Source organism: Serratia sp. CY56464 (assembly GCF_052168435.1).
Classification (GTDB): domain Bacteria; phylum Pseudomonadota; class Gammaproteobacteria; order Enterobacterales; family Enterobacteriaceae; genus Serratia; species Serratia marcescens.
On record NZ_JBJNMV010000005.1, the window covers coordinates 33,046 to 58,425 of the forward strand.

The 25,380-nt window shown below is 60.0% G+C and carries 34 protein-coding genes and 1 other RNA gene; 19 read left to right on the forward strand and 16 right to left on the reverse strand.

Annotated features, from left to right (window positions below):
* Window positions 1–7: 7 nt before the first annotated feature.
* Both nrdH and ACJ8KE_RS19570 read right to left on the reverse strand, forming a co-directional pair.
* Window positions 8–238 (reverse strand): glutaredoxin-like protein NrdH, encoded by a 231-nt coding sequence (nrdH, locus tag ACJ8KE_RS19565; RefSeq protein WP_004928934.1) that lies wholly within the window; start codon window positions 236–238, stop codon window positions 8–10.
* Between the two features lie 495 nt (window positions 239–733).
* The gene (locus ACJ8KE_RS19570; RefSeq protein ID WP_004928950.1) at window positions 734–1,042 is read right to left on the reverse strand and encodes a DUF883 family protein; all 309 of its coding nucleotides are present in this window, start codon (window positions 1,040–1,042) and stop codon (window positions 734–736) included.
* Window positions 1,043–1,271: 229 nt separating this feature from the next.
* Between ACJ8KE_RS19570 and asr the strand changes: the two genes are divergently transcribed.
* Entirely contained in the window at window positions 1,272–1,622 is a 351-nt protein-coding gene (gene asr / locus ACJ8KE_RS19575) for an acid resistance repetitive basic protein Asr (RefSeq protein ID WP_004928953.1), read from the forward strand.
* A gap of 195 nt (window positions 1,623–1,817) precedes the next feature.
* Here the strand turns inward: asr and ACJ8KE_RS19580 are convergent, their stop codons facing one another.
* Window positions 1,818–2,198: a DUF4440 domain-containing protein gene (locus tag ACJ8KE_RS19580; protein ID WP_016929834.1), complete on the reverse strand. Its 381-nt coding sequence runs from the start codon at window positions 2,196–2,198 to the stop codon at window positions 1,818–1,820.
* Window positions 2,195–3,577 carry an MFS transporter gene (locus ACJ8KE_RS19585; protein WP_016929833.1) on the reverse strand — a complete coding sequence of 461 codons (1,383 nt, stop codon included), beginning with the start codon at window positions 3,575–3,577 and terminating at the stop codon, window positions 2,195–2,197. The genes ACJ8KE_RS19580 and ACJ8KE_RS19585 overlap by 4 nt, the downstream gene beginning before the upstream one ends.
* A gap of 105 nt (window positions 3,578–3,682) precedes the next feature.
* On the opposite strand from ACJ8KE_RS19585, the gene ACJ8KE_RS19590 reads away from it, so the two are divergent.
* From ACJ8KE_RS19590 to ACJ8KE_RS19600, 3 genes are all read left to right on the forward strand, one after another.
* Window positions 3,683–4,588 (forward strand): LysR family transcriptional regulator, encoded by a 906-nt coding sequence (locus tag ACJ8KE_RS19590; RefSeq protein ID WP_123867314.1) that lies wholly within the window; start codon window positions 3,683–3,685, stop codon window positions 4,586–4,588.
* A gap of 90 nt (window positions 4,589–4,678) precedes the next feature.
* Complete coding sequence (locus tag ACJ8KE_RS19595; protein ID WP_016929831.1) at window positions 4,679–5,851, forward strand: MFS transporter; 1,173 nt, start codon at window positions 4,679–4,681, stop codon at window positions 5,849–5,851.
* 102 nt (window positions 5,852–5,953) lie between these two features.
* A complete protein-coding gene (locus ACJ8KE_RS19600; RefSeq protein WP_016929830.1) occupies window positions 5,954–6,292 on the forward strand; it encodes a DUF2002 family protein in 339 nt (112 codons plus the stop codon).
* Between the two features lie 25 nt (window positions 6,293–6,317).
* Here the strand turns inward: ACJ8KE_RS19600 and ACJ8KE_RS19605 are convergent, their stop codons facing one another.
* Both ACJ8KE_RS19605 and ACJ8KE_RS19610 read right to left on the reverse strand, forming a co-directional pair.
* Window positions 6,318–6,764: a DUF1198 family protein gene (locus ACJ8KE_RS19605; protein WP_025303978.1), complete on the reverse strand. Its 447-nt coding sequence runs from the start codon at window positions 6,762–6,764 to the stop codon at window positions 6,318–6,320.
* Between the two features lie 67 nt (window positions 6,765–6,831).
* Complete coding sequence (locus ACJ8KE_RS19610; RefSeq protein ID WP_004928976.1) at window positions 6,832–7,167, reverse strand: MbeD/MobD family mobilization/exclusion protein; 336 nt, start codon at window positions 7,165–7,167, stop codon at window positions 6,832–6,834.
* Between the two features lie 184 nt (window positions 7,168–7,351).
* Here ACJ8KE_RS19610 and smrA point away from each other — a divergent pair, with 184 nt between their 5' ends.
* Complete coding sequence (smrA, locus tag ACJ8KE_RS19615; RefSeq protein ID WP_048794740.1) at window positions 7,352–7,924, forward strand: DNA endonuclease SmrA; 573 nt, start codon at window positions 7,352–7,354, stop codon at window positions 7,922–7,924.
* Between the two features lie 50 nt (window positions 7,925–7,974).
* On the opposite strand, the gene ACJ8KE_RS19620 is transcribed toward smrA, so the two are convergent.
* The gene (locus ACJ8KE_RS19620) at window positions 7,975–8,388 is read right to left on the reverse strand and encodes a DoxX family protein (RefSeq protein ID WP_016929826.1); all 414 of its coding nucleotides are present in this window, start codon (window positions 8,386–8,388) and stop codon (window positions 7,975–7,977) included.
* A gap of 192 nt (window positions 8,389–8,580) precedes the next feature.
* Between ACJ8KE_RS19620 and ACJ8KE_RS19625 the strand changes: the two genes are divergently transcribed.
* Entirely contained in the window at window positions 8,581–8,811 is a 231-nt protein-coding gene (locus ACJ8KE_RS19625) for a (4Fe-4S)-binding protein (RefSeq protein ID WP_115116547.1), read from the forward strand.
* A 1-nt stretch (window position 8,812) separates the two neighbouring features.
* Window positions 8,813–9,091 (forward strand): GNAT family N-acetyltransferase, encoded by a 279-nt coding sequence (locus ACJ8KE_RS19630; protein WP_016929824.1) that lies wholly within the window; start codon window positions 8,813–8,815, stop codon window positions 9,089–9,091.
* A gap of 32 nt (window positions 9,092–9,123) precedes the next feature.
* Here the strand turns inward: ACJ8KE_RS19630 and ACJ8KE_RS19635 are convergent, their stop codons facing one another.
* Complete coding sequence (locus ACJ8KE_RS19635) at window positions 9,124–9,306, reverse strand: YodC family protein (RefSeq protein ID WP_016929823.1); 183 nt, start codon at window positions 9,304–9,306, stop codon at window positions 9,124–9,126.
* A gap of 120 nt (window positions 9,307–9,426) precedes the next feature.
* On the opposite strand from ACJ8KE_RS19635, the gene ACJ8KE_RS19640 reads away from it, so the two are divergent.
* Together ACJ8KE_RS19640 and ACJ8KE_RS19645 are read left to right on the forward strand one after the other, a co-directional pair.
* Window positions 9,427–9,942, forward strand: coding sequence for a DUF1543 domain-containing protein (locus ACJ8KE_RS19640; protein ID WP_110147323.1), 516 nt, complete (start codon window positions 9,427–9,429; stop codon window positions 9,940–9,942).
* A 151-nt stretch (window positions 9,943–10,093) separates the two neighbouring features.
* Window positions 10,094–10,591, forward strand: a complete 498-nt coding sequence (locus ACJ8KE_RS19645; RefSeq protein WP_016929820.1) for a GNAT family N-acetyltransferase — start codon at window positions 10,094–10,096, stop codon at window positions 10,589–10,591.
* Window positions 10,592–10,664: 73 nt separating this feature from the next.
* On the opposite strand, the gene ACJ8KE_RS19650 is transcribed toward ACJ8KE_RS19645, so the two are convergent.
* A complete protein-coding gene (locus ACJ8KE_RS19650; protein WP_016929819.1) occupies window positions 10,665–11,399 on the reverse strand; it encodes a class I SAM-dependent methyltransferase in 735 nt (244 codons plus the stop codon).
* 100 nt (window positions 11,400–11,499) lie between these two features.
* Between ACJ8KE_RS19650 and ACJ8KE_RS19655 the strand changes: the two genes are divergently transcribed.
* The 4 genes from ACJ8KE_RS19655 to ACJ8KE_RS19670 all read left to right on the forward strand — a co-directional run bounded on the left by ACJ8KE_RS19655 (window position 11,500) and on the right by ACJ8KE_RS19670 (window position 14,658).
* On the forward strand, window positions 11,500–11,952 hold the full coding sequence (locus ACJ8KE_RS19655; RefSeq protein ID WP_261420301.1) for a GNAT family N-acetyltransferase: 453 nt from the start codon (window positions 11,500–11,502) through the stop codon (window positions 11,950–11,952).
* Between the two features lie 106 nt (window positions 11,953–12,058).
* A complete protein-coding gene (locus ACJ8KE_RS19660; RefSeq protein WP_261420300.1) occupies window positions 12,059–12,475 on the forward strand; it encodes a DUF2946 domain-containing protein in 417 nt (138 codons plus the stop codon).
* Window positions 12,476–12,594: 119 nt separating this feature from the next.
* A complete protein-coding gene (locus tag ACJ8KE_RS19665) occupies window positions 12,595–14,208 on the forward strand; it encodes a DUF2534 family protein (protein WP_261420299.1) in 1,614 nt (537 codons plus the stop codon).
* Between the two features lie 102 nt (window positions 14,209–14,310).
* Entirely contained in the window at window positions 14,311–14,658 is a 348-nt protein-coding gene (locus ACJ8KE_RS19670) for a DUF6404 family protein (protein ID WP_016929815.1), read from the forward strand.
* 97 nt (window positions 14,659–14,755) lie between these two features.
* On the opposite strand, the gene ssrA is transcribed toward ACJ8KE_RS19670, so the two are convergent.
* Window positions 14,756–15,119: a transfer-messenger RNA gene (gene ssrA, locus ACJ8KE_RS19675) on the reverse strand.
* Between the two features lie 49 nt (window positions 15,120–15,168).
* A complete protein-coding gene (gene smpB / locus ACJ8KE_RS19680; RefSeq protein WP_004929094.1) occupies window positions 15,169–15,651 on the reverse strand; it encodes an SsrA-binding protein SmpB in 483 nt (160 codons plus the stop codon).
* Window positions 15,652–15,812: 161 nt separating this feature from the next.
* Here smpB and ACJ8KE_RS19685 point away from each other — a divergent pair, with 161 nt between their 5' ends.
* Both ACJ8KE_RS19685 and ACJ8KE_RS19690 read left to right on the forward strand, forming a co-directional pair.
* Complete coding sequence (locus tag ACJ8KE_RS19685) at window positions 15,813–16,247, forward strand: type II toxin-antitoxin system RatA family toxin (protein WP_004929096.1); 435 nt, start codon at window positions 15,813–15,815, stop codon at window positions 16,245–16,247.
* Window positions 16,240–16,524 (forward strand): RnfH family protein, encoded by a 285-nt coding sequence (locus tag ACJ8KE_RS19690; protein ID WP_049300035.1) that lies wholly within the window; start codon window positions 16,240–16,242, stop codon window positions 16,522–16,524. The genes ACJ8KE_RS19685 and ACJ8KE_RS19690 overlap by 8 nt, the downstream gene beginning before the upstream one ends.
* Window positions 16,525–16,642: 118 nt before the next feature.
* On the opposite strand, the gene bamE is transcribed toward ACJ8KE_RS19690, so the two are convergent.
* The 3 genes from bamE to nadK all read right to left on the reverse strand — a co-directional run bounded on the left by bamE (window position 16,643) and on the right by nadK (window position 19,848).
* Entirely contained in the window at window positions 16,643–16,981 is a 339-nt protein-coding gene (gene bamE, locus ACJ8KE_RS19695) for an outer membrane protein assembly factor BamE (protein ID WP_004929101.1), read from the reverse strand.
* A gap of 240 nt (window positions 16,982–17,221) precedes the next feature.
* Window positions 17,222–18,883: a DNA repair protein RecN gene (recN, locus tag ACJ8KE_RS19700; RefSeq protein ID WP_123867320.1), complete on the reverse strand. Its 1,662-nt coding sequence runs from the start codon at window positions 18,881–18,883 to the stop codon at window positions 17,222–17,224.
* A gap of 86 nt (window positions 18,884–18,969) precedes the next feature.
* Window positions 18,970–19,848 carry an NAD(+) kinase gene (gene nadK, locus ACJ8KE_RS19705; RefSeq protein WP_004929107.1) on the reverse strand — a complete coding sequence of 293 codons (879 nt, stop codon included), beginning with the start codon at window positions 19,846–19,848 and terminating at the stop codon, window positions 18,970–18,972.
* Window positions 19,849–19,973: 125 nt separating this feature from the next.
* On the opposite strand from nadK, the gene grpE reads away from it, so the two are divergent.
* Complete coding sequence (gene grpE, locus ACJ8KE_RS19710; RefSeq protein WP_016929801.1) at window positions 19,974–20,558, forward strand: nucleotide exchange factor GrpE; 585 nt, start codon at window positions 19,974–19,976, stop codon at window positions 20,556–20,558.
* Between the two features lie 56 nt (window positions 20,559–20,614).
* Here grpE and ung read toward each other — a convergent pair whose 3' ends face one another.
* A complete protein-coding gene (gene ung / locus ACJ8KE_RS19715) occupies window positions 20,615–21,298 on the reverse strand; it encodes a uracil-DNA glycosylase (protein ID WP_004929112.1) in 684 nt (227 codons plus the stop codon).
* Between the two features lie 346 nt (window positions 21,299–21,644).
* Between ung and grcA the strand changes: the two genes are divergently transcribed.
* The 3 genes from grcA (at window position 21,645) to ACJ8KE_RS19730 (ending at window position 23,922) form a co-directional block, all read left to right on the forward strand.
* Window positions 21,645–22,028, forward strand: a complete 384-nt coding sequence (grcA, locus tag ACJ8KE_RS19720; RefSeq protein ID WP_004929114.1) for an autonomous glycyl radical cofactor GrcA — start codon at window positions 21,645–21,647, stop codon at window positions 22,026–22,028.
* A 183-nt stretch (window positions 22,029–22,211) separates the two neighbouring features.
* The gene (locus tag ACJ8KE_RS19725; RefSeq protein WP_274985048.1) at window positions 22,212–23,174 is read left to right on the forward strand and encodes a phospholipase; all 963 of its coding nucleotides are present in this window, start codon (window positions 22,212–22,214) and stop codon (window positions 23,172–23,174) included.
* Window positions 23,167–23,922: an ankyrin repeat domain-containing protein gene (locus ACJ8KE_RS19730; protein ID WP_274985047.1), complete on the forward strand. Its 756-nt coding sequence runs from the start codon at window positions 23,167–23,169 to the stop codon at window positions 23,920–23,922. Before ACJ8KE_RS19725 ends, ACJ8KE_RS19730 begins: the two co-directional genes overlap by 8 nt.
* A 52-nt stretch (window positions 23,923–23,974) precedes the next feature.
* On the opposite strand, the gene srmB is transcribed toward ACJ8KE_RS19730, so the two are convergent.
* Window positions 23,975–25,297 (reverse strand): ATP-dependent RNA helicase SrmB, encoded by a 1,323-nt coding sequence (gene srmB, locus ACJ8KE_RS19735; protein ID WP_016929798.1) that lies wholly within the window; start codon window positions 25,295–25,297, stop codon window positions 23,975–23,977.
* Between the last annotated feature and the right edge of the window lie 83 nt (window positions 25,298–25,380).

Consider the following 25,380-nt stretch of genomic DNA (forward strand, 5'->3'; position numbering starts at 1 on the left):
CCGAGCCTCAGCAGGTGAGCGCCAGCGCGCCGATTTTGTCCGGCCGGAAACCGGACCAGTGATCGTCACCGGCGATAATCACCGGAACTTGCTGATAACCTAAGGATTTAACGTGGTTCAGCGCCTGCTGATCCTGGGTGAGGTCGATCACCTGATAATCAATCCCCTGTTTATCAAATGCGCGATAGGTGGCGTTGCACTGGACACAGTCCGGCTTACTGTAAATAATAATGCTCATGATTCGCATTTACCTTTAGGCTGAAGGAAAGGCGGACAAGTCAGATAACGGAGCATCGTTCCTGGCGTTTCTGACGGCGTTATCAACCGAACAACGGTCCCTGCGGCTGATAGATAAAATACTATATGTAGATATTTAATTTATCAACCACGCTATATATGGTGTTTTGTGGGGTTGGGTACGTAGACCGCGTCGGGGCTGGAAAAGGCGAGGGAAAAATTTTTTCGGGTGAGAAATTCTCCTCTCTCAGTGAAGAGGGGGAGTCGAGCGCATTCTGACGCATGCTGACGGCCAGACGATTGAAGGCGCTCTCTGATTAGCGCATCGACCATCCGGCGGGGCGGGGGTTACTGTCGGGGGGCGCCAATTTCAGCCGGCGAGAGGAGGCGGAGCGGGCGGTACAGGGGCTGGCGCAGCTGTTTCGCACAAATTAAACGGCCCGCGATTTCCGCGGGCCAGACGCACATCTGTTTTATCTTTATGACTGCAGGGGTGTTAACGCCGGGCCAGCAGCACGCCGAGCACGATGCCGACGGCGGCACCGATCCCTACGCCCTGCCAAGGTTTGTCACGCACATAGCTGTCGGCTTGATCGACCGCGTCGCGCGCATGCTGTGTCAGACTGGTGGAGCCATTGAACCGCGCCCGGGCGTCGCGCAGCACGCCTTTCGCCTTGCTGTGCAGCTCTTTCAGTTCCTCTTTGGTCTTGTCACCGGACTCGCGCAACACTTCATCCAGCGTATCGGCCAACAGAGTGACGTCCTGATCGATATCGCGTTCTGTTCTTTCCGCTTTCTTAAACATTCAGCTCTCCATTTCGACACATGTCTTTCAAGTGTAGACCATGCCGAGATTTGCGTGGCCGATCACGGAAAAAAACCGCCGTCACGCAGGTGTTTGCCGGCGCCTGGGCTTTGTACATTTGGTTACTCGGCGAAACCAATCACTCACGGAAGCGGCGGTTTGATTCCACTAGTATCTGTTTCAACGGCTCCACCGGAGCTTACCGAAACAACACTCTGAGGATTTAAAGATGAAAAAAGTATTAGCGCTGATCGTTGCTGCCACTATGGGTCTGTCTTCTGTTGCTTTCGCTGCTGATACCGCAGCTACTGCTCCGGCTACCACCACCGCACCAGCTGCGACCACCACCACCGCTGCGCCAGCGGCTGCTGCTGAAAAAGCGCCAGCTAAAGCAACGCACCACAAGAAAGCCAAGCACCACAAAAAAGCGCCAGCCCAGAAAGCTCAGGCCGCTAAAAAGCACCACAAAAAAGCGCCAGCTCAGAAAGCCCAGGCTGCTAAAAAACACCACAAAAAAGCGCCAGTGCAGAAAGCTCAGGCCGCTAAAAAACACCACAAAAAAGCCGGTAAAAAAGCTTAATTAAGTGATGTTTGCGGAACCGGAAGGTTCCGCACGCTCCAGTCCGTACTCCAGACACCCGGTTCTTCCGGGTGTCTTCTTTTGAGGCGACGCACGATGATCAATCGCTATCTGTTTGAAGTTATTTTCAGCGCGGTAACCCTGTGCGGGGTGATCGTCGGTTGGGAACTGTTTTTGGCCGGCAGCTTCCTGTGATCATTGCGCCGCGGCGGTTTCGTGCAAATGCCGCCAGCCGAGCGCGTTGGGCTGACGTTCAAATACCACCGTGGAGTAGCGCAGCGTAGCGCTTTGTCCCGGCAGACTCTGTTTTTCCCGGTAGCTGACTACCGCGCCCGTCGGCCATTCGGCCACCAGCTTCATCTCTTCTATCTCGATTTCCAAACCCGGTTTGGCGGCGCGATGCGCGTGGAAAAAAGCGCACAGCGCGGTGAAATCCAGCGGAGCGCCGTTCAGCGCGATCATGCTGAAATCCGGCGTAAAGCGCGCCAGCAGCGCCTGCTCTTCTCCGGTCCCTTTGCCCAGCCAGCGTTCAATGGCGATGTGGGCGTCGATCACTTCGGTAAAATACGGGTTCATAAAGCATCCTGTTGAGCGTTGAGTTGGCGCACGATGGCGCGGTTGGCGAGGCGCAGGCACAGCAGCAGCGGGATGAGTACGCTGGCGCCCGCCAGAATGAAGCAGGTGCGGTAAGCCGTCGCGGGCGGCAACACGGCCAGCAGCAGATTCAGCAGCAGGCTGAGCAGCGCCACGCCGAGGCAAAAACTGAGTTGGCGGTTGATATTCCACAGCGCGCTGGCGTCCGCCAGCTGAGCGTCGGGGATCTGCAGGAACGCGCTGCTCTGCGCGGTGCTGCTGCATAGGCTGCCGCCGAACCCCATCAGGGCAAAGGCGGCGATCTGCAACGCGTGCTGCCCGGCCTGATCGATCTGCGCCAGCGTCAGCATGCCGACGCCTTGCAACAGACAGCCGACGATCAGCAGCGGCCGCGGGCCGAGGCGGTTAAAGGTTTTGCCGGTCAGCGTGATGGCCAGGAACGACGCCAGCGCCCAGGGCAGCATCAGGCCGCCGACCTGTGCGGCGGGCATGCCCAGCTGGTTTTGCAGATACAGCATCGCCACCAGGCTGACGCCGATGAACAGGCCGGGAATACACAAATAAACCGCCATGGCGTTGCGCAGCAGCGGGTCGGCGACCAGCCGCAGGTTCAGCAGCGGCTGCGGGGTACGCAGGCTATGGCGCAGATAAGAGGCCAGCACCAGCAGGCCGGCAGCCAGCAGCGCCGCACCGGAAACCTGATGGCCGGCTTCGCTCAGCCGGGTCAGGCCGAGCAGCAGCAGCGTCAGCGCTGCGCAGGCGCTCAGTAATCCTGTCGCGTCGAGCGGTTTGCGCGCCGCCGTCGGCGCTTCCGCTCGCAGCCACAGCGCCGCCAGCGCCAGGGCCAGGGCCGCCAGCGGCAGGTTGGCGAAAAACACCCAGCGCCAGTCCAACCGATCGACGAGCCAGCCGCCCAGCGCCGGTGACAGCGCCGGCGCCAGCAGCCCCACCAACATGATGGCCGCCGACAGCCCGGCGCGTTCATGGCTGCGGTACAGCTGATAGGTCAGCGTCTGGCCGATGGGGATCAGCAAGCCGCCGCCCATGCCCTGCAGGGTGCGCCAGCCGATCAGCGCGCCGATGCTGTCGGCGTTGCCTGCGCCGAGGGTGGCCAGCATGAACAGCGCCAGCGACAGCAGAAATACTCGCCGTCCGCCGATGCGCTGCGCCAGCCAGGCGCTGAGCGGGATCACCAGCGTCAGGCCGAGAATATAGCCGTTGCTGACCCACGCCAGTTGGCTGACCGATGCTCGCATCGCCTGGCCGATGGCGGGGTAGGCGACATTGGCGATAAACATATTGATCAGATCGACGAAAAAGCCGAGCAGATAGACGATTGCCACTTTGCTGCGATAAGACATGGTGCCTCCGGTTGAAGGCGAGCAGTGTATCGGGGGGAAAAGTGCGGATAAATCGGCGGCGGGCGATTACACTGTCAAAATGATTTTGACAATAAGGGCGGCGAAATGCTGAATTTGCAGCGTCTGGCGATCTTCGCGGCGGTGGTGGAAGCGGGCAGCTTTACCGCGGCGGCGGCGGCGCTGGGGCAAACCAAGGCGGTGGTGAGCTTTAACGTCAAGCAACTGGAGAATGAGCTGGGGGTGTCACTGCTGGCGCGCAGCACCCGACGATTGTCGCTGACCGATGCCGGCGAACGCTTCTATCAGCGCAGCCAGCAATTGTTGCAGGAGGCGGAAAACGTGCTGGACGACGTGCGACGCGATCATCACGGGCTGAGCGGCGTGCTGCGCATCACCAGCACGCCGGAGTACGGCGCGCAGGTGGTGGCGCCGGCGCTGGCGGCGTTTTCGCGCCAGCATCCGCGCCTGCGTATCCAGCATGTGTCTTCTTCCTATCATGCCGATCTGATTTCGGAGCGCTTCGACGTGGCGATCCGCTTGGGCCAGCTGGCGGATTCCAGCCACCGCGCGGCGCTAATTGACAGCTTCGCCATTTTTCCGGTGGCGTCGCCGGATTATCTGGCCGAGCAGCCGATTCATTCGCTGACGGATCTGGCGCAGGCGCAGTGGATTGCCCACAGCCGGCTCAGTTCGCCGCTCAGTTGGCAGGTGGTCACGCCGCAGCGCGAAGCGGTGCTGTTCAAGGTCGCGGACGCCGCCACGCTTACCGGCGACAGCGCCGCGGCATTGCTGGCGTTCGCCCTGCATGGCGCCGGGGTGGCGCTGCTGCCGGCGTGGCTGGCGCAGCCCGACATCGATGCCGGCAGGTTGCAGCGGTTGCTGCCGGATCACCGTTTCCCCGAGCAGAGCATCTATGCGCTCTACCCGAATACCCGTCACGTGCCGGAAAAGGTGCGGGCGTTTATCGATTTTCTGCGCGCGCGGGTGGCGGCAAAATCGTTAGCGAAATAATAATTCGTTATAACTCTCTCATTTATCATCAAATCTCATCGGGGTATGCTGGAACGCTTCGTCTACCTCGTCCGATGCGAGCCACCTTCGATGACCGCAGAAAATAACTTCCAACTGAACCGACGTATTTTGTCCGTGGTGATGTTCACCTTCGTCTGCTACCTGACCATCGGCCTGCCGCTGGCGGTGTTGCCGGGATTTGTGCATGACCACCTGGGCTACAACTCGGTGTTGGCGGGCCTTATCATCAGCGCGCAATACTTCGCCACGCTGTTCAGCCGCCCGCACGCCGGGCGTTACGCCGATCAGCTGGGGCCGAAGAAAGTGGTGCTGTTCGGCTTGGCGTGCTGCGGCGCCAGCGGCCTGTTTTACGCGCTGGCGTTCGGCGTTGACGGTTACCCGTGGCTCAGCCTGCTGTTGCTGTGCGTGGGGCGGGTGTTTCTCGGCGTCGGCGAAAGCTTCGCCAGCACCGGTTCCACACTGTGGGGCATCGGCCGGGTTGGGGCGATGCACACTGCGCGGGTGATCTCCTGGAACGGCGTCGCCACCTACGGCGCGATGGCGGCCGGCGCGCCGCTCGGCGTGTATCTGAACCAGCAGTGGGGATTGGCCGGGGTGGCGGCGCTGATTGTGCTGGCGGTCGCGGTGGCGCTGCTGTTGGCGAGCGGCAAGCCGGACGTCTCGATCGCGGCTGGGCAGCGCATCGCCTTCCGCGCGGTGTTCGGCCGCATCTGGGCCTATGGTCTCGGGCTGGCGATGGGCACCGTCGGCTTCGGCGTGATCGCCACGTTCATCACCCTTTACTACGCCGACAAAGGCTGGAGCGGCGCGGCGTTTTCGCTGACGCTGTTCAGCTGCGCCTTCGTCGGCATCCGCCTGATCTTCAGCAACGTCATTAACCGCCACGGCGGGTTGAAGGTGACGCTGGCGTCGTTTCTGGTCGAGATCGTCGGGCTGCTGTTGATCTGGCTGGCCGGCGAGCCCTGGATGGTGCAAACCGGCGCGTTGCTGGCCGGCGCCGGTTTTTCGCTGGTGTTCCCGGCGCTGGGCGTTGAGGCGGTGAAACAGGTGCCGCCGCAGAATCAGGGCACGGCGCTCGGCACCTATTCGGCGTTCCTCGACCTGGCGTTGGGCATCACCGGCCCGCTGGCCGGGCTGCTTATTGGACAAGCGGGCGTGCCGTCGATTTATCTGGCGGCGGCGCTGCTGGTGGCGCTCGGGGTGCTGCTCACCCTGCGCCTGCTGCAGCGTCGCCGGGCCTGATTCAGGAATAGTCCGAAACCCGGATTCCTCCCCAGAAAATCATTGTTTCGGTGAATGATTACGGTAAGGTCGCTCAGCGGTCCAGAATGAGAGGAGGAATCGATGTATTTACGGCCGGATGAAGTGGCTAAAGTGTTGGAGAATACCGGCTTTGAGCGTGATTATGTCACCGATCAGGCCTATGGTTACCGCAAGGGTACGCATTATGTGTATGTGAATCGCGAAGCGCGGATGGGCAGAACCGCGTTGGTGATCCACCCGGCGCTGAAAGAGAGAAGCGTGCATTTCGCCACGCCGACCTCCCCGGTGCGCACCAGCGAGCAGTATCTGGAGTTTCCCCTGGATTTAAGCAGCGACGCCCCGAACCAGCGCTACGGCATCGCACACGGCTTCAGCTCGCGCGAAGCGCTGTCGCGCTACCTCTACAGCATGTTCCTGTAATCGGTCCCCCGCCCGGGGGACGCGATCAGCCGTGCGCCAACGCTTCGCGGTTGAAACGCTCGTTGTAGGCGCGGCGGAACTGCGCCAGTTCAAACGCATCGATATCCAGCTCGGCGAAGTAAAACAGCGCCGCTTCGGTGTGCTCGGCATGCAGCTCCGGCGACAGCCCGGCGCGCAGCAGCACGTCGCGCCACAGGGCAATCTGTTCGTCGTCCGCCTGTTTGATGAACGTCAGGTAGATGAACAGCAGATAAGCCGCCTGGTGCATCTCTTCGGTGTAGCCGTTGTTCAGCATGCGGATAAAGGTCTGGCTTTGGCGGCCGCCCATTTCCTGGATCATCGATTCGATCAGCATCGGCTTGACCCTCAGCAGATGGGCCAGCGAATCGATGGCTTTGCGGGTGTCGGACGTCAAGATGCGGTAACCGATAATGAATACGACGATCAGGGCGGCGAGGATGATCCAGGTCATTTAGGCTTTATTACACTCTCAATACGCCAGAAGAGGGGCGGGAGGCGCTGTGCGACAGCGCCCGCTATCAATGCTGTTCGCCGCTGAAATTACCGACCGCGCTCTGTTGGCGCAGGTGGTGATTGAAGGTGGCCGCGTCTTTGGCCAGCGCGTCCAGATGGGCGCCGAGCATTTTGATCTGCTTGACCAGCGCATGCTGTTCCGGCACCGAACTGGCGGTGCTCAGTTTGCGCGCCAGTTGTTCATTCTGCGCCCGCAGCGCGGCTTCGCGCTGTTTGGCTTCTTCCAGCAGTTGCTGCAGCGCCTGGTAGCTCTGCTGCCATTCGCGGTGTTGCCGTTCGAAGCTGCTCTGCAACTCATTCATCGCATTTTGAAACTGGATTTCCAGCTCGCGCATTGTCATGGGCTCGATCCTTTGCGGCACTCAATGATGGCTTAGCAGTATAGCGAAAACTGTTCGCAAGCTCACCCGTTGACGACAAATGAGACACATGCCGCTGACAATTCCCGGCTTGCAACCGTGGCAAGGCGTCTTACAATCGACCCCATTCCCGGCCGTAAAGGCTGCCGTTCAAGAGAGGTGGAACATGAGCGAGCAGGAAAAAGACTTTTTTGAACAGGCGATGGCGGACGTGGTGCCGCTGGAGAGCGGGCGGCAGACGCTGTACCTCAAGCCGCAGGCGGCGGTGGACAAAAGCGCGCGGCGCGAAGCGCAGCGGCTGATGCAGGAAAACTTCCTCAGCACCGATTTTCTCGAGGTGATCCCCTGCGAACAGCCGCTGGAGTTCAAAGGGGAAGGCATTCAGCAGGGCGTGCTGGACAAACTGCGCAACGGGCGTTACCCGCCGCAGGCGTCGCTGAACCTGCTGCGTCAGCCGGTTGAAACCAGCCGGCAGGCGCTGTTCCGTTTCATTATGCAGGCGGAGGCGCAAAATCTGCGTTCGCTGCTGATCGTGCACGGCCGCGGGCGGCAGAACGAAAGCCATCCGAATATCGTGCGCAGTTACGTCGCCAAATGGCTGGCGCAGTTTGAGCAGGTGCAGGCGTTTTGCCGCGCCTTACCGCGCGACGGCGGCGAGGGCGCTTGTTATGTCACGTTGCGTAAATCGGCGCAGGCCAAGGCAGAAAACTTTGAGCGCCACGCCAAGCGCAGCCGGTGAAAGGATAGGCGAAATAAAATGGCCGGCGAATATCGCCGGCCATCGATGAATTATTTATTAAATATTTTATAGTCCAGCGAATAACGGCCGGCGCCGGTTACCGCCAGCAACAGCAAACCACCAATGATGCTGATGTTTTTAAAGAAGTTAATTTCGTTGCCCATCATTTCCATGCCGGTCATTTTCCAGAACGGATGGCCGATAAACGCGGTGCCCAACACATACAGGGCGAAAATGACCGCGATAGGGCGAGTAAACAGGCCGAGAATAAGCGCGATGCCGAAAATAAACTCCACCACCACGGCAACGATCGCCGCCAAATAAGGCATCGGCGTGCCATAGCCTTCCATCGCCGTGACGGTCGCACCGAAGTTGACCAGTTTCATCCAGCCGAAAATGATAAACAGAACCATCAGTAGAATACGGGACAGCAGAATTACGCCGTCTTTTGAGCTATCACCCATTTCGAACTCCTTAGCCACTGTCGGAATTATGTTGTCTTGCTGATTAAAGATTAGAACAATTTACGTTTTTTTCTAGCGGCGACGGGCGGTTGCGCCACTTTTTTCGTTGGGTGAGACGCGTGGTGAAGCCGACGGCATTGCCTATACTTGAGCCTGGAGCAAAAACAATAAAACAGGCAATGTGAGGCCAAGATGGATGAGGAATTGACCGCCGACGGTTACCGCCGTTATTCCGGCGACAAGATTGACGTTTATTTTAACAGCGCGATATGCCGCCATTCCGCCAACTGCGTGCGTGGCAACGCGGCTATTTTTACCCTGAACCGCCGGCCGTGGATTATGCCGGACAATGCCGACGCGGCCGAAGTGAAACGCGTTATCGACACTTGCCCCAGCGGCGCACTGAAATATAGGGAGAAATAATATGGAACATAAAATACTGGCAGACGAGAAGCGTTTTTATATCAATGACGAGCATGGCAAGCTGATCGCCGAGATCTCTTTCGTGCCGAGCGGCGACAAGCTGACCATTATCGATCACACCTGGGTGGATGAGTCATTGAAGGGGCAGGGCGTCGGCAAAAAGCTGGTGGCGCTGGTGGTGGAGAAAATGCGCGCGGAGCAGCGTAAAATCATTCCGCTATGCCCGTTCGCCAAGCATGAGTTCGATACCACCCCAGCCTATCAGGACATTCGCGCCTGAGGCGATAACGGGGCGCGGCGCGCCCCGATCATTCAGCAGACGCCGAAATCGCCGTCTTCGTGGTACAGCGCCACCTCGTTGGCCTGCACCTCCGTACGCTGCTCTTTACCCAGTTCATTCCAGCTGCAAACCAGGGTTTCGCCGTCGATCGCCACCACGGTCATCTTCGGGCCGCCGGTGGTGCGTTGTACAAAATCACCGATATTGAATGCCATGCGTTCCTCCACAACAGATTAAACCTCATCTATTGATAACACAGAATGGCGCCGCCGTTGGCAGGTGTTTCGTTATGCATTAGATTATATAGCGATTATCACCAAGGAGAGCAGACTAACATGCCGGGATTATTGATGTTTTATGTGGGCGGTACGGCGCCGGGCGCCAATATTGAGTTGCACGACGTGCAGTTTGCGGCGGCGGATCGGCCGGAAGAGGCGTATCCGCTGCTGCGCGAAAAGTGGTTCGGCGATAAGCGCAAGGTGCATGTCGACGGTTATGCGCGCATCGACTGGGCGGACGGTTACGACGTGAGCCTAGAGTCTGCGCCGTTCGCCGGTGAAGAGAAGCTGTTTTTCGTTAACGTGGGCGGTTACCGCAGCGATGAGCTGGCGGAATTGCACCAGTTCGGCCTGTTCGTGGCGCGCTCCGCCGACGAGGCGAAAGACAAAGCCAAACGGGCGCTGCTGACTGACAGCGCGCAGCAGCACAAGGATGACCTGGCCGAGGTGGACGACTGTCTGCTGCTGCAGGCGCTGCAAGGCTACCACGTGCATCTGCGGGCCAACCCGCACGGGAAACCGGCCCGGCCGCTGTGGCAGGGGTATCTGCCAATCGGCGAACCCGCGCTATAACGCCGCTTCGAACACCTGCGGCAGGTTGAGATCGCGGCGTTTCAGATCCAGATGCATGATATTCATTACCTGTTGATGAAAATGCCGTTCATGCAGCATGAGAGGCGCGGTATGCTGGCAAGCACAGTCATCAACACGCCCAGGATTTACCATGACCATTGAGATTTACCCGGCGCAAAAAAGCGACGCCAAACTGATTCTGGATATGATTATTGAGCTGGCGGTGTACGAAAAGGCGCGCGAGCAGGTGCTGGCCAGCGTGGAAGACATCGAACGCAGCTTGTTTGGGCCGGGCGCCTGTTCCGAAGCGCTGATTTGTACGGTGAACGGCGAGCCGGCGGGTTATGCGGTGTTCTTTATGAGTTACTCCACCTGGCTGGGTAAAAACGGCATCTATCTGGAAGACCTGTACGTGGCGCCGAAGCATCGCGGCGCGGGCGCCGGTAAAACGCTGCTGCGGCACATCGCCCGGCTGGCGTGCGAACGGCAGTGCGGCCGCCTGGAGTGGAGCGTGCTGGACTGGAACCAACCGGCCATCGATTTCTATCTCAGCATCGGCGCGCAGCCGCAGGGCGAGTGGGTGCGTTATCGTATGGAGGGCGAGGCGCTGACGTACTTCGCGGCGCACGGGGCGGCGCTGCCGGCGTAACCGTCATTGGGGGGAGGCGGCCTCCCCAACTGTGGTGGTGTGATCGGTTTACTGCGGGTGAATCAGGTCAGGATCAGGCGGGTTTGCGGGCGGCGAGAATGAAGATCATCGGGCGCTCCTGCTCTTCGTCCAGCGCCGGGTTAGCGGCGATTTGCTGCGCGCTGGGGCCCCATTCGTTCAAATGCTGGATGATAAACCCTTGCTGCGCCAGCGGGTTGATATAGCCGCCAAGCGTGCGGTGCTGCTTGATGACGCCTTCCGCCAGCCAGTTGGAAACGCGCTGGCCTTCTCGCTGGTAGCCGTTGACCGGCCAGGATTTCTGCCCGTTGCCGTCGGTCAGCCAGCCCTGCTGCGCCGGGGCGGTGTAGATCGGGTGCTCGGCGGTGAAGATGAACTGCCCGCCAGGTTTCAGCGCGGCGTACACCGTGGCGAACAGCGCGGACAAATCCTCGAGGTAGTGCAGCGTCAGCGAGCTGTAGACCAGATCGTAACGGTTCACAGGCAGCTGCAGCTGCGCCAAATCCTGCCGACGATACTCGATGCCCGCGTCGGCGGTCATCTCCCGCGCCTTGGCCAGCATTTTTTCCGAAACGTCCAGCCCCAGCACGCTGGCTGCGCCCTGTTCGCGCGCGCTGCGGCAGAACCAGCCGTAGCCGCAGCCGAGATCGACCACACTTTTTCCCTGCAAATCCGGCAGGATGCGGCGGATGGCGGGCCATTCCGGCGCGCCGTCCAGACCGTGCTGCGAGCGGCTGAGCTGCGCATAGCCGTCGAAGAAAGCCTGATTGTCATAGATATTTTGCGTCATGATGACTCCTTGGGGTGAATGACGGCGGCGGAATGCCGCTGCCATACCCTGCATATTGCTGCATAATTCTACGCTGACAACATGAATAACGGGAATGACGATGGACATGATTTCGGTGCGGCAAGCGCCCGAGCTGGCGCCGCGCGCCATTGCGTATTTTCAGCGGCACTGGGCCACGGCAGAGACGCTGATGATGTATGAAGACGCCATCAACCGCAGCCTCGGCGCTGCCAACCCGCTGCCGCAGTGGTACCTGCTGATGGAAAATGACCAGATCCTCGGCTGCGCGGGGCTCATCACCAACGACTTTATCAGCCGTGGGGAGTTGTATCCCTGGCTGTGCGCGCTCTACGTAGAAGAGACGCAGCGCGGCCGAGGCTACGGCGCCAAACTGATTGAGCATGTAGTGGCGGAAACCCGCCGGCTGGGCTTCCCGCAGCTGCACCTGTGCACCGATCTGGAAGGGTACTACGAGCGCAGCGGTTTCGTTTATAACGGGCTCGGCTATCACCCCTGGGGCGAGGCCTCGCGGGTCTATTCGCGGGTGCTGTGATCGCCGCCGCCGTGTAAGACAAACCTGACTTTTCATTCACCTTATCGCGCCTCGCGGGTTACACTGGCCGCTTGTTCGCCACCGACCGGGTTAATTCGCCGCCGCGATGAGAGTGCCACGCCAGCTACCGCAACGCTTCACCGCCTGCATCGCCATTATGGCGGTGCTGTTGCTGTTTGTGGCTCCGGTGGTGTCGAAATCGCTGATGCACCATCAGATGATGGGCGGCATGATGCAAACGGACGCCGCCATGCCGCACGACATGCACGGGATGGCGATGCCCGCCGCCGAGTATGCCGGCCACCACGGCATGGACTCGGCGGAGATGATTTTCTGCGGCTACTGCGAGCTGCTGATCCACGTGCCGCTGCTGTTGTGGGTATTCGTCCCGCTGCTGTGGCTGATGACGCGCATCGCGCGCCTGCCTTGCGCGCCGCGCATCGTCCCCCCGCCCATTCGGCGCCTTGCTCTGCGGCCAAGCCCGCGCGGGCCGCCCGGCCTGCCGTTTTTCCTTATTGCTTGATCATGGGTAACGCCGTTCGTATCGCTGCGGACGGTTTGCCTGCGCGCACAGTTTGAAAAACGAGAAAGGCCATGTCTTCGATAACCAAAACTCCACCTGCCGCATCGCCGAGAGGCGCGATGCTGAACCTGATCAGACGGCTGCATTTTTATATCGGCCTGCTGGTCGCCCCTTTTATTCTGGTCGCCGCACTGACCGGCACGCTGTATGTGCTGACCCCGCAGCTTGAAGAGGCGCTGTATCGCGATGCGCTGTCTACCGATCCGCACGGGCACGCGAGACCGCTGGCCGACCAGATCGCCGCCGCCCGCCGTGTGGCGGGTGACGAGGCGCGCATTTACGCCGTGCGTCCGGCGCCCGGCGCAATGGACACCACGCGCGTACAGTTCGCGAGTGCCGATCTGGGCGCTTCCGAGTCGCGCGCGCTGTTTGTCGATCCTTACACCCTGGCGATCAAGGGTGATATGACGGTGTACGGCACCTCTGGCGTGCTGCCGCTGCGCACCTGGCTGGACAAACTGCACAGCAGCCTGCTGCTTGGCGATCTGGGGCGCAACTACAGCGAGCTGGCGGCCTCTTGGCTGTGGGTGGCCGCCCTGGGCGGCGTGGCGCTGTGGCTGGCGACGCGGCCGAAGCGCAAGCTGAAAAGGGCGAAAGGGGGCTTTGCCGCCAGCCGCCATTGGCATATCACGCTGGGCGTGGCGCTGCTGGCCGGGCTGCTGTTCTTCTCGGCCACCGGGCTGACCTGGTCGCAGTGGGCCGGCGGCAACATCGACACGCTGCGGGCCAACCTGGGCTGGCTGACGCCGCAGGTCAACGCCAGCCTGCAGGCCGATGCGCCGCAGACGCCGGCCGATCCGCACGCCGAGCACCGCGGTATGATGCCGGGCATGAAGATGAACCCTGCCGAACAGACCAATGCGCTGAATGGCGACTGGGATCGGGCGCTGCACGCCGCGCGCGCCGCCGGAATAGACGCCGCTAAGGTCGAGCTGCGCCAGCCGAAAGGCGAGGGCAAAGCCTGGACGGTGACCGAAGTAGATCGCAGCTGGCCGACGCAGGTGGACGCGGTCGCCATCGCGCCGCAAAGCTTCACTGTCGTCGATCAGGTGCGGTTCGAGACCTTCCCGCTCATCGCCAAGCTGACCCGTTGGGGCATCGACGCCCACATGGGCATTCTGTTCGGCTTGCCGAATCAGCTGCTGCTGGCGGCGTTCGGCCTCGGGCTGTGCCTGATGATTGTGCTGGGTTACCGCATGTGGTGGAGTCGCCGCCCGGCGGCGGGTGCGCAGCATCCGGTGCATACGCTGGTTGCCGCCTGGCTGGCGCTTTCCCTGCCTGCGCGCGCCGGCACGCTGCTGGTAGCAGCGGCGCTGGGTTATTGCCTGCCGGTAATGGGGGTGAGCCTCGCGGCGTTGCTGCTGGTGGACGTATGGCGCTGGCGCGGCCAGCGGCAAGGCCAGTGGGACGAAACGCCGGAAGCGGCCGCCCGCCGCGCCGAGGTGCGCAAGTTCCGCGCGGCGGTGGCGACGGTGGCGGTAGCGGTCGGTTGCGTGATGGGCCGGGCGATCCTCGGCGGCACCGTCGAACAGTTTCAGCTGCCGATCGGCGACTGGAGCGCCCAGATGGTGATCATGCAGAGCCTGATGGTGTTGCTGTATACGCTGGTGTTCACCCTGCTGCTTTCCATTCCGCTGTGGTATTTCTTCCTGGGGGAAAAAGAGGGGCGGTGAGAGGGGGGCCGGCATGCCTGCGGGCATGCCGGATATTTGGGAATGGGGCTTAAGCGCGTATCATCTCACCAAAGGGTAATTTCCACTGAAAGGAAGCGAACGATGACGTTTAAACAACAAAGGGATAAGGCGATAGCGCTGATGGAGGAAAAGAAGATGTGGCGGAGTAACTATGCGCCGCCAATCTTGCGCTTGCTGTGGCGAATGGACGTGAATATGCCACCGCCGCCGTTTGCGCCTTTCTGGCTGAATATGCTGTTCTTCGGCATTTGGTTTGGCCCGCTGTGGGGCGTGCTGATGTGGTTCATGGTATGGAAAAATCAGGGACATACTGGTGACGAGGCCCTGATATTAAGCCTCGCCGCCGGCCTGCTGTTTGGCTTTTTTATGGCGCTTTTCCACTATTGGCGAAAAAAGGCGAACAGGTTGCCGGACTGGAACGATCTTTGACACGTTGGTGATGAACAGACACAAAAAAGCCCGCAACCGAAGTTGTGGGCTTTTTCGCTATTATCGCCGGGTCTATCTGGTTCACTGGCGACGTATTTGGTGGAGCTGGGGGGATTTGAACCCCCGTCCGAAATTACTACACCGTCGGCACTACATGCTTAGTCCAATCTTTACATTCGCCGGCCAGCTGCGGATGGACACGCTACTGACAGACTAGCCTGATTGAGTTTAACGCTTCAGCCCCAGGCAGGACATCCACGCGATCTCTTTTGGGTTTGACCTCTCTTGATCCCCGTCCTAAGAGCGGAGGCTAGGGAGAGAGGGCTCTAAGCAGGGTATTAAGCTGCTAAAGCGTAGTTTTCGTCGTTTGCGACTATTTTTTTGCGGCTTTTTACGAGGCCAACCGCCCCTCGGCATGCTCCTAGGGCTTCGCAAATCCCGTCGAATCCAGAATCAGCCCCAAGTAACTTTGTGCAGTATACCAGAAGTTTACCTCGATAAGCCAGCGGCTTAACGATTGGCGTGCTTCATGATACGGGCTTTCGCCGTCTGCCATTCGCGATCTTTGATGTCATCGCGTTTGTCGTGCTCTTTCTTGCCTTTGGCTACGCCGATCTTGATCTTGCTCCAGGCATTTTTCCAATACAGGGACAAGGCCACCACGGTGTAACCTTCGCGGTTGACGCGGCCGAGCAGGGTGTCCAGCTCGCGTCGGTTCAGCAGCAGTTTACGGGTACGCGTCGGATCGCACACCACATGCGACGAAGCCACGTTGAGCGGGGTGATGGTGGCGCCAAACAGATAGGCTTCACCGTCACGGAACGTCACGTAGCTGTCGCTGAGGTTGGCTTTGCCGGCACGCAGCGATTTAACTTCCCACCCTTGCAGCGACAGGCCCGCCTCGAATTCTTCTTCAATGAAGTATTCGAAACGCGCGCGCTTGTTTTGGGCAATGGTGGCGGAACCGGGTTTGTGTGCTTTTTTCTTTGTCATAGTGCGTTCATTATACTGGATGCTTCAGCGAAAGAAATCCTTTCCCGTTCAGCACCTGCGCAATTTTTCGCATTTTTGGTGCCCTCATCCCGTAGCAGATTTTTTGTTTGCCGCCAGATAAATGATATTATCTGTACGTTTTATGTCTTACAGGAAATGATATGCCCCAGATCAGTCGGTCTGCATTAGTGCCGTTCAGCGCCGAGCAGATGTATCAGTTGGTTAACGATGTTCATTCTTATCCCGATTTTCTGCCAGGCTGCACTGGCAGCCGGGTGCTTAACGCTACCTCCAACGAGATGACCGCCGCGGTGGACGTTGCCAAGGCCGGTATCAGCAAGACCTTCACCACGCGCAATACGCTGCTGGATAACCAGAGCATCAATATGCAGCTGGTCGATGGCCCGTTCCGCAAGCTGATGGGCGGTTGGCAGTTCACACCGCTGAGCGAAGAGGCCTGCAAGGTGGAGCTGCACCTGGACTTCGAGTTCACCAACAAACTGATTGAGCTGGCGTTCGGCAAGGTGTTCAAAGAGCTGGCGGGCAGCATGGTGCAGGCATTCACCCAGCGGGCGAAAGAGGTCTACAGTGTCTGACATCCAGGTCGAGGTGGTGTACGCCTTGCCGGAGCGGCAGTACCTGCGCAAGGTGAAGCTGGCCGAGGGCAGCAGCGTTGAGCAGGCGATCCAGGCTTCGGGCCTGCTGGAGCTGCGCCAGGATATCGATCTCAAGAACAACAAAATCGGCATCTACAGCCGCCCGGCCAAGCTGGGCGATACGCTGAACGACGGCGACCGGGTGGAGATTTACCGGCCGCTGATCGCCGATCCGAAAGAGCTGCGCCGGCAACGGGCAGAAAAGGCAAAAAAATAAGGCGCTTATAGCGCCTTATTTTTTTATCTGAAATTGATTTTCTCTTCCGCGTTGCAGCCTGCGACTGTCATGAGGAACACCATGCCCCCCCATGGGCCGGAAGAGCGGGCGACGCCGATTACTTGGTCAGCGCCGGTTTGTTCTGGATATCGGTCAACACGCCTGCGCTGTCGAAGGTCAGCGTCAGCGTCTGCTGGGTGATATCTTCATGGCCAGGCTGCTGACGGAATACATAGAACCACGTTTGCGTTCCAAACGGGTCTTGCAGCATTGGGGTGCCCAATGTGTAAGCGACCTGTTGTTGGGTCATCCCTTTCTGAATTTTCGCCACGTCGGTCGACGTCAGGTAGTTCCCCTGGTTGATGTCAGGACGATAAACCACCTTTTCAAAAGTAGAACAGCCTGCAGTCAGCATCACAAGAACTACAGCGGCGGCAGTCAGCGTTTTACAGCGCATAGTAATCACATTCCTTTAGGGCATAGGATGCCGATGATAATAGACCTTGCGGCAGTTGGAAACCTTTATACCCTTCATCTTTCACGTTGCGACGCATTGGCTTTCCTTTAGCACCTCAAGCGCTTGGCCTTTTTCAGGCTGTTGAGATGGCTTTGGATCACCGCCGCGCCGCACTTTAGATATTTCTCGGGCCAACAGCGTCACTGTCAGACCGCAGGAAAGTGAAAAAGTTGAGCTTTTTTATGCCGCCAGCAGTTCTTTGGCGTTCGCCAACGTATTGCGGGTGACTTCGCTGCCGCCGAGCAGGCGCGCCAGCTCCTGCAGCCGGGCGCGTTTATCCAGCGGCGCCATTCGGGTTTCGGTGACCGTGCCGTCGGTCTGCTTGCTGACGAACAGGTGCTGATGCCCGCATCCGGCCACCTGCGGCAGGTGAGTCACGCACATCACCTGGGTGGATTCGCCGAGCTGGCGCAGCAAACGGCCGACGATGGCGGCGGTCGGGCCGCTGATGCCCACGTCCACCTCATCGAAGATCAGCGCCGGGGTTTCCATCTTGCGGGCGGTGATCACCTGAATGGCCAGCGCGATGCGCGACAGCTCACCGCCGGAGGCGACCTTCGCCAGCGGCTGCAGCGGCTGCCCCGGGTTGGTGGAGACGCAGAACTCGGTGCGGCTGGCCCCTTCGGCGCTCAGGTGCTGCGGTTCGAAGCGCACGTCGATGTTGAACTTGCCGTGCGGCATGGAGAGCGCCTGCATGCTGTCGGTGATGAGCGTGGTCAGCTCGGCGGCGTAGTGCAGGCGTTTCTGATGCAGCTGCTCCGCCAGCGCCAGCGCCTGCTGATGATGCAGGGTGACCGCCTCGTTCAGATGCTCATGGTCGCTTTCCTGCTGAGACAGCAGCTGCTGTTCATCCAGCAACTGCTGATGCAGCTGCGGCAGCTCTTCCGGCGCGACCTGGTGTTTGCGCGCCAGGCTGATTTGGCGCGACAGGCGTTGCTCCAGCTCGTGCAGGCGATTGGGATCGAGATCCATGCGATCGGCGTAATGGCGCAGCTCGTCGCTGGCTTCGCTGATCTGGATAGAGGCCTCTTCCAGCATGTCCAGTAGGCCGCTGAGCTTATCGTCCAGCCCGGCCAGCTCAAGCAGCAGGTGTTTGGCGCTGTAAAGCTGGCTGAGCATGTTGTTCTCGTCGCTGTCGGCCAGCAGCTGCAACGCTTGCTGGCTGAGGGTCAGCAGTTGGCCGCTGTTGGCCAGGCGCTTGTACTCGGCGTCGGTCTGCTCGAACTCGCCGGCCTGCGGCGCGAATTCGTTCAGCTCTTTCAATTGGTATTGCAGCAGTTGCTTGCGCGCTTCGCGTTCGATGGACTGCTGCTGATGGTGCGCCAGTTCGCGGCAGCTCTGGTGCCAGCGCTGGTAGGCCTGGCTCATCGCCGCCAGCAGGGCGGGTTCGTCGGCGTAGGCGTCGAGCAGCGCTTTTTGGTGCTCCGGCTTGAGCAGCAGCTGATGGGCGTGTTGACCGTGGATTTGAATCAGGCGTTGCCCTAACTCGCGCAGCTGCGACAGCGGCACGGCGGTGCCGTTGATAAAACCGCGCGAACGGCCGTCGGCGTTGATCACCCGCCGCAGCAGGCATTCGTTGCTGTCGTCCAGCTGGTTCTGCTCCAGCCATTCGCGCGCGGACGGGGTGTCCGCCAGCGAGAAGCGGGCGCAGATGTCGGCGCGGGCGGCTCCCAGGCGCACCACGTTGCCGTCGGCGCGGTTGCCGAGGCACAGCCCGAGCGCATCGATAGCGATGGATTTGCCGGCGCCGGTTTCACCGGTGATCGCCGTCATGCCCGGTTGAAAATCGATTTCCAACTCACGAACGATAGCAAAGTTGCTGATGGTTAATTGCGCCAGCATGGGAACCTTCCTGTGTATAAACACATAACTGTAGTTTCATACAGTATAAACTGGTTTTATATACAGTAAAGTGGCCGGCGCAGATTTTAGAACAATTTTTTAGACCAGCCCAACTTGGTGCTTAACGTGTTGAAATAGCTGTAGTCCTTCGGGTGAATCAGGTTCAGATGGAAGTTGCTGCGGCGGATCAGCACTTCTTCGCCTTCCTGGATCGGCAGCGCGATCTGGCTATCGCAGCTAATCTCCAGATCGCTGCCGATCTGCGAAAACTTCAGGCGGATGGTGCTGTCGCCGTTGATCACCAGCGGCCGGGCGGAAAGGGTGTGCGGGAACATCGGCACCAGCGCGATCGCCTCCAGCGACGGGGTGAGGATCGGCCCGCCGGCGGAGAGCGAGTAGGCGGTGGAGCCGGTCGGGGTGGCGATGATCAGGCCGTCGGAGCGCTGCGAGAAGGCGAAACGATCGTCGATGTACACCTCGAATTCGATCATGTGCGCCACTTTGCCGGGGTGCAGCACCACCTCGTTGATGGCGGTGCTGATGCGGCACTGCTGGTGCTCTTTATGCACGATGGTTTCCAACAGGAAACGCTGTTCGTCGATGTACTCGCCTTCCAGCACGTCCGCCAGCTGCTGCAGAGCGTTGTCGGGATCGAGATCGGTGAGGAAGCCGAGGTTGCCGCGGTTGACTCCGATCACCTTGATGTCATAGCGCGCCAGCACGCGCGCGGCGCCGAGCATGTTGCCGTCGCCGCCGACCACCACTGCCAGGTCGGCGCGCTGGCCGATATCCGCCAGGCTGCCGGTCACGGCGTCTTTCAGCCCCAAATCATGGGCGATTTGGCGTTCGACCATCACCGAATAGCCGCGGGCGACCAGCCAGTGGAACAGCATCTCGTGGGTTGCCAGCGCTGAAGGGTGACGCGGGTGGCCAACAATGCCAATACAGGCGAATTTTTTATTCATTTGCTGTGATTTTCCTCACCGGGACCCGTTTATGCCCCACATTGTGACCGGTTGACTTGAAACCCCGGTTTTGATCCCCATAATAAGCCAAGTTGCGAGATTAATGCTAAAACGCGGAGATATTCATGAGTAGTAAAGAACAGAAGACGCCAAACGAGCAAGTCTCGGAAGAAATGGAACAACACGCTCATCACGAGGATACGCTGCCGGAAGCGGCGGAAGGCGTCGATCTGCGCGATGCGCGTATCGCCGAACTGGAAGCCCAACTGGCGGAAGCTCAGCAGCAAGAGCGCGACAGCCTGCTGCGCGCCAAAGCGGAAGCGGAAAACATCCGTCGCCGCGCCGAACTGGACGTCGAGAAAGCGCACAAGTTCGCCCTGGAGAAATTCTCCGGCGATCTGCTGCCGGTGATCGACAACCTGGAGCGCGCGCTGGATCTGGCGGATAAAAACAATCCGGAACTGGCCGCAATGATTGAAGGCATCGAGCTGACGTTGAAATCGCTGCTGGACGTGGTGCGCAAGTACGGCATCGAAATCGTCGGCGACGTCAACGTGCCGTTCAACCCGGAAGTGCATCAGGCGATGAGCATGATGGAATCCGCCGATCACCAGCCGAACCACGTGATGATGGTGATGCAGAAAGGCTATACGCTGAACGGCCGCCTGCTGCGCCCTGCGATGGTCGCGGTCTCCAAGGCCAAGGCGTAATCGCTCCGGCAACGATATAAAGAAAGGCACCCAAGGGTGCCTTTTTTGTCTCTGGGCTACGCCTGCGGCAGGCGCGGCATCCAGTCGATCGGCGTGAGCCCTTGCTGCTCCAGCAGCTGATTGGCCTGCGAGAAGTGGCGGCAGCCGAGGAAACCGCGGTGGGCGGAAAGCGGCGATGGGTGCGGCGCTTTCAGCACGTGGTGGCGGTTGCGGTCGATAAAGTTGCCTTTCTTCTGCGCGTGCGAGCCCCACAGCAGGAACACCACGCCTTCGCGGTTCTCGTTCAGGGCGGCGATCACCTTATCGGTAAAGGTTTCCCAGCCCAGATTGGCGTGCGAGTGCGCGCGGCCGCCCTCTACCGTCAGCACGGTGTTGAGCAGCAGCACCCCCTGTTCGGCCCAGCTTTGCAGGTAGCCGTGATCCGGGCGTTCGAAACCGGGAATGTCGGTCGCCAGCTCTTTATACATATTCACCAGCGACGGCGGCGCCGGCACGCCGGGGCGCACCGAGAAAGAGAGGCCATGCGCCTGATTGGGCCCGTGATACGGATCCTGGCCGAGGATGACGACCTTGACGTCCGCCAGTTCGGTAAAGCGGAACGCGTTGAACACGTCTTTCTGCGGTGGATAAATGGTCTTACCAGCCTGACGTTCAGCGGCAACAAAGGCGAGCGTTTCAACAAAATAGGGCTGCTCTTTCTCTTTGCCGATCACGTCATGCCAGGTGAGGGAGGTGGCCATAAACGCTCTCCTTTGTTTTCTTTAGCAATTCATGGGCTATAGCTTACCGTGTCGGCTCGCGCAGCGAAACCCGCTTTTCATTTCTCGCCTCCGCGCGCCATGCAATTATTTTTGAAAATTTACAAAAATAATTGGTTTTTGTCGCGGTGGGAAAATTGATATAAAACATAAATTTGCCCCTTCATGCCCTGCACCTACCCGGTAAAAATTGACTTTAATCAAGGAACTGGCCCGGTCAGGCTGGTATACAGAACAACAAGACAACAATGGTTTTACCAAATGGCCGAAACCAGGATTGGGTTTTCTCACGACGTGAATTTTTACGCCCTTGTACGGAGGCAACATAATGATTACCGGTATTCAAATTACCAAAGCGAACGACCAGGCGCTGGTGAATTCTTTCTGGCTGCTGGACGATGAAAAAGCGGAAGCCCGCTGCGTGTGCGCCAAGGCCAACTACGCGGAAGATCAGGTTGTCGCAGTGAGCGACCTGGGCCAGATCGAATACCGTGAAGTGCCGCTGGAAATGCAGCCGACCGTGCGTGTGGAAGGCGGTCAGCACCTGAACGTCAACGTGCTGCGTCGCGAAACCCTGGAAGACGCGGTCAAGCACCCGGAAAAATACCCGCAGCTGACTATCCGCGTGTCCGGTTATGCGGTGCGCTTCAATTCCCTGACGCCGGAACAGCAGCGCGACGTTATCGCCCGCACCTTTACCGAAAGCCTGTAATTTGCGGCGCTGTCAATCAGGGAGCTTCGGCTCCCTTTCTTGCGTTTGACGGCCGAAAACGGAATGCGGATCACATTCTGTACAAAGATAAGCATTTCTAATACAGAACTCATCCGACCTGCCGATAGCTAAATCAGCACCTATTCAGGTGCTCAATAAAAAGTCTATCGACAAGGAGTCGGCATGAGTATGCCTTTAAGTTTTACCTCTGCAGTATCCCCGGTGGCCGCGATCCCTACACCTCGCGCCGTTGCCGAGACGGTGACGGCGGCGCAGCCCGCGGCAGCGCCGGCAAATCCGGCGCCGGTGGCCACTCCCTCTCAGAACTCGCTCAATGCGCAGGCCATGTTGAATACGCTGGTCGGCGATATCTCCGCGGCGGCGCCGACGGCGGCGGCAGCGCCGGGCGTGACCCGGGGGCAGCAATCGCAGGAGGGTGATTATGCGTTGGCGCTGTTGGCCAAGGACGTTTATTCACTGAACGGTCAGGGCGCCGCTGGGTTCAACCGCTTGAGCGACAGCGCGCTGCTCGGTTTCGGCATCGATCCCGCCAGCCTGCACGACGCAGGCAGCGGTTTCCAGGCCGGGGTTTACAGCAACGACAAGCAGTATGTGTTGGCGTTTGCCGGCACCAACGACTGGCGCGACTGGCTGAGCAACGTGCGGCAAGCGACGGGCTATGATGATGTGCAGTACAATCAGGCGGTTGCCGCCGCCAAAAGCGCCAAGGCGGCCTTCGGCGATGCGCTGGTGATCGCCGGTCATTCGCTCGGCGGCGGTCTGGCGGCCACGGCGGCGCTGGCGACCGGCACCGTCGCGGTCACCTTCAATGCGGCCGGGGTGTCAGATTACACGCTGAATCGCCTGGGTATCGATCCGGCGGCGGCGAAGAAAGACGCCGAAGCCGGCGGCATCCGTCGTTACAGCGAACAATATGACATGCTGACCAGCACCCAGGAGTCGACTTCGCTGATCCCGGACGCCATTGGCCACAACATCACCCTGGCCAACAACGATACCCTGACCGGTATCGATGACTGGCGGCCGAGCAAGCATCTGGATCGTAGCCTGACGGCGCACGGCATCGACAAGGTGATAAGCTCGATGGCGGAACAAAAGCCGTGGGAGGCGAAGGCCAATGCCTGAAGGGCGTCGCTTGCGGCGAGCGCTGGCGATAGCCTTACTGGCGCTGGTCGCGGTGACCGGTTTACTGATGATGGCTAAGGAGCAACAGATGGGGCAGGAGATTTCACCGTTTGACGGCCGCGGCAACCTGGCGCTGGCTCAGGCGGTGGCGCGCGGCGATGCGCAGGGCATCCATGCGCAGGCTACGCAGGATCGCTTGCGCGAACGGGGCGATCGGCAGGTCACGCTGTTGCAGTGGGCGGTGCTTTCGCAGCAGCCGGCCAGCGTGCAGGCGTTGCTGGATCTCGGGGCCGACCCGTCGATAGCGGGGCTGGACGGCAACAGCGCGCTGCACACCGCGGCGATACTGCAAGACGCGCAGTATCTGCGGTTGCTGCTGGCTGAAGGGGCGCAGGTGAACGTGCGCAATGCCGTTACCGGCGCCACGCCGCTTGCGGCGGCGGTGCTGGCCGGGCGCGAGGAGCAACTGCGGTTGTTGCTGGCGGCCGGGGCGGACACCACCCTGAGCGATCGGCTGGGGGATACCCCGCTGCATCTGGCGGCGAAGATCAACGCGCCGCATCTGGCGCTGTTGCTGTTGCAGGCCGGGGCCGATGCCCAGGCGCGCAATCAGCAGGGTTATGCGTTCCAGTTTTATTTCTCGCAAACGCCGGCGCATTTGCAGAATGACGAGCTGAAGGCGCAGTTCCGCGAGCTGGATAAATGGCTGCAGGGGCGCCGCCTGGCCACGCATTACGCGCAGCAGTAAACGCCCATAAAAAAACCGCCTGTACAGGCGGTTTTTTCTTAGGCAGCGGTGGTTATTCTGCGTCGCCGGCCGGTTTGGCCTTCGCCTGACGGCGTTTGCCGACGTTTTTGGCGTCGCGATGGCGCACTTTCACCTTGGCCTTCTCTTTGTTCTTCGCTTTATCTTCCGCGCGTTTGGCCAGCACTTTCTTCGATGGCTTGCCGTTGCTCTTCTCGTTCGGCACCTTGGTTTTCGGCCGCAGTTCGTCGATCACGCGCGCTTTCAGCGGCTCGTTCAGGTAACGGCCCACTTTGCCCAGCAGCAGATGGTCGTGCGCTTCCACCAGCGAAATGGCGGTGCCTTTGCGCCCGGCACGGCCGGTACGCCCGATGCGGTGCAGGTAGGTATCCGCAGTGCGCGGCATGTCGAAGTTGAACACGTGGGTGATATCGAGGATATCCAGGCCGCGCGCGGCAACGTCGGTGGCCACCAGCACGTTAACCCGGCCATCCATCATGCGTTTGACCGCTTCGTTGCGTTTGGCCTGCACCATCTCGCCTTCGAGATAGCAGGTGTTGATGCCCGCTTCGCGCAGCCAGGTGGCCAGCTCATGCACGCGCTCGCGCTTGCGCACGAAAATCACAGATTTCTGCACGTCCGGCTGTTTCAGCAGGTGGATCAGCAGCGCGGTTTTGTGCTGCACGTCATCGGCGCGGTAGTACCACTGCAGGATCTTCTTGCGTTCGCGGCGCGACGGATCGGCTTCCACTTCCACCGGCTCTTTCAGGATGCGTTCGGCGAATTCGCGGATCGCTTCGCCTTCCAGCGTGGCGGAGAACAGCAGCGTCTGGTTGCGCCAGCGGGTTTCGGCGGAGATGGTTTCGATGTCCTGCGCGAAGCCCATGTCGAGCATGCGGTCGGCTTCGTCGAGGATCAGGGTTTCCACCGCGCGGCAGTCGAAGTTCTCTTCTTTAATGTATTGCAGCAAGCGGCCGGTGGTGGCGACCACCACGTCCTGGTTTTCGCTGAACACTTCCGCGTGGTTCATGTAAGCGACGCCGCCGGTGATGGTGGCGATATCCAGCGAGGTATGAGCAGCCAATTCACGCGCCTGGTCGGCGACCTGCATCGCCAGCTCGCGCGTTGGCGTCAGGATCAGCACGCGCGGCGGGCCGGATTTCTTGCGTGGAAAGTCCAGCAGGTGCTGCAACACGGGCAGCAGGAAGGCGGCGGTTTTGCCGGTGCCGGTCGGAGCCGAACCTAAGACGTCGCGCCCGTCCATCGCCGGCGGGATCGCAGCGGCCTGAATGGCGGTGGGGCGATCGTAGCCTTTGTCGCGCAGCGCGTCGATCAGGCGATCATCGAGTTCGAGTTCGGAAAAAGTGGTTGCTGTCATGGTCTACCTCTACTTGGGGCGCCGATTATAGACGGGTTGGCCGCGATCTTCACCTATTTAAGCGGAAAGCCGCTCTTTTCCCG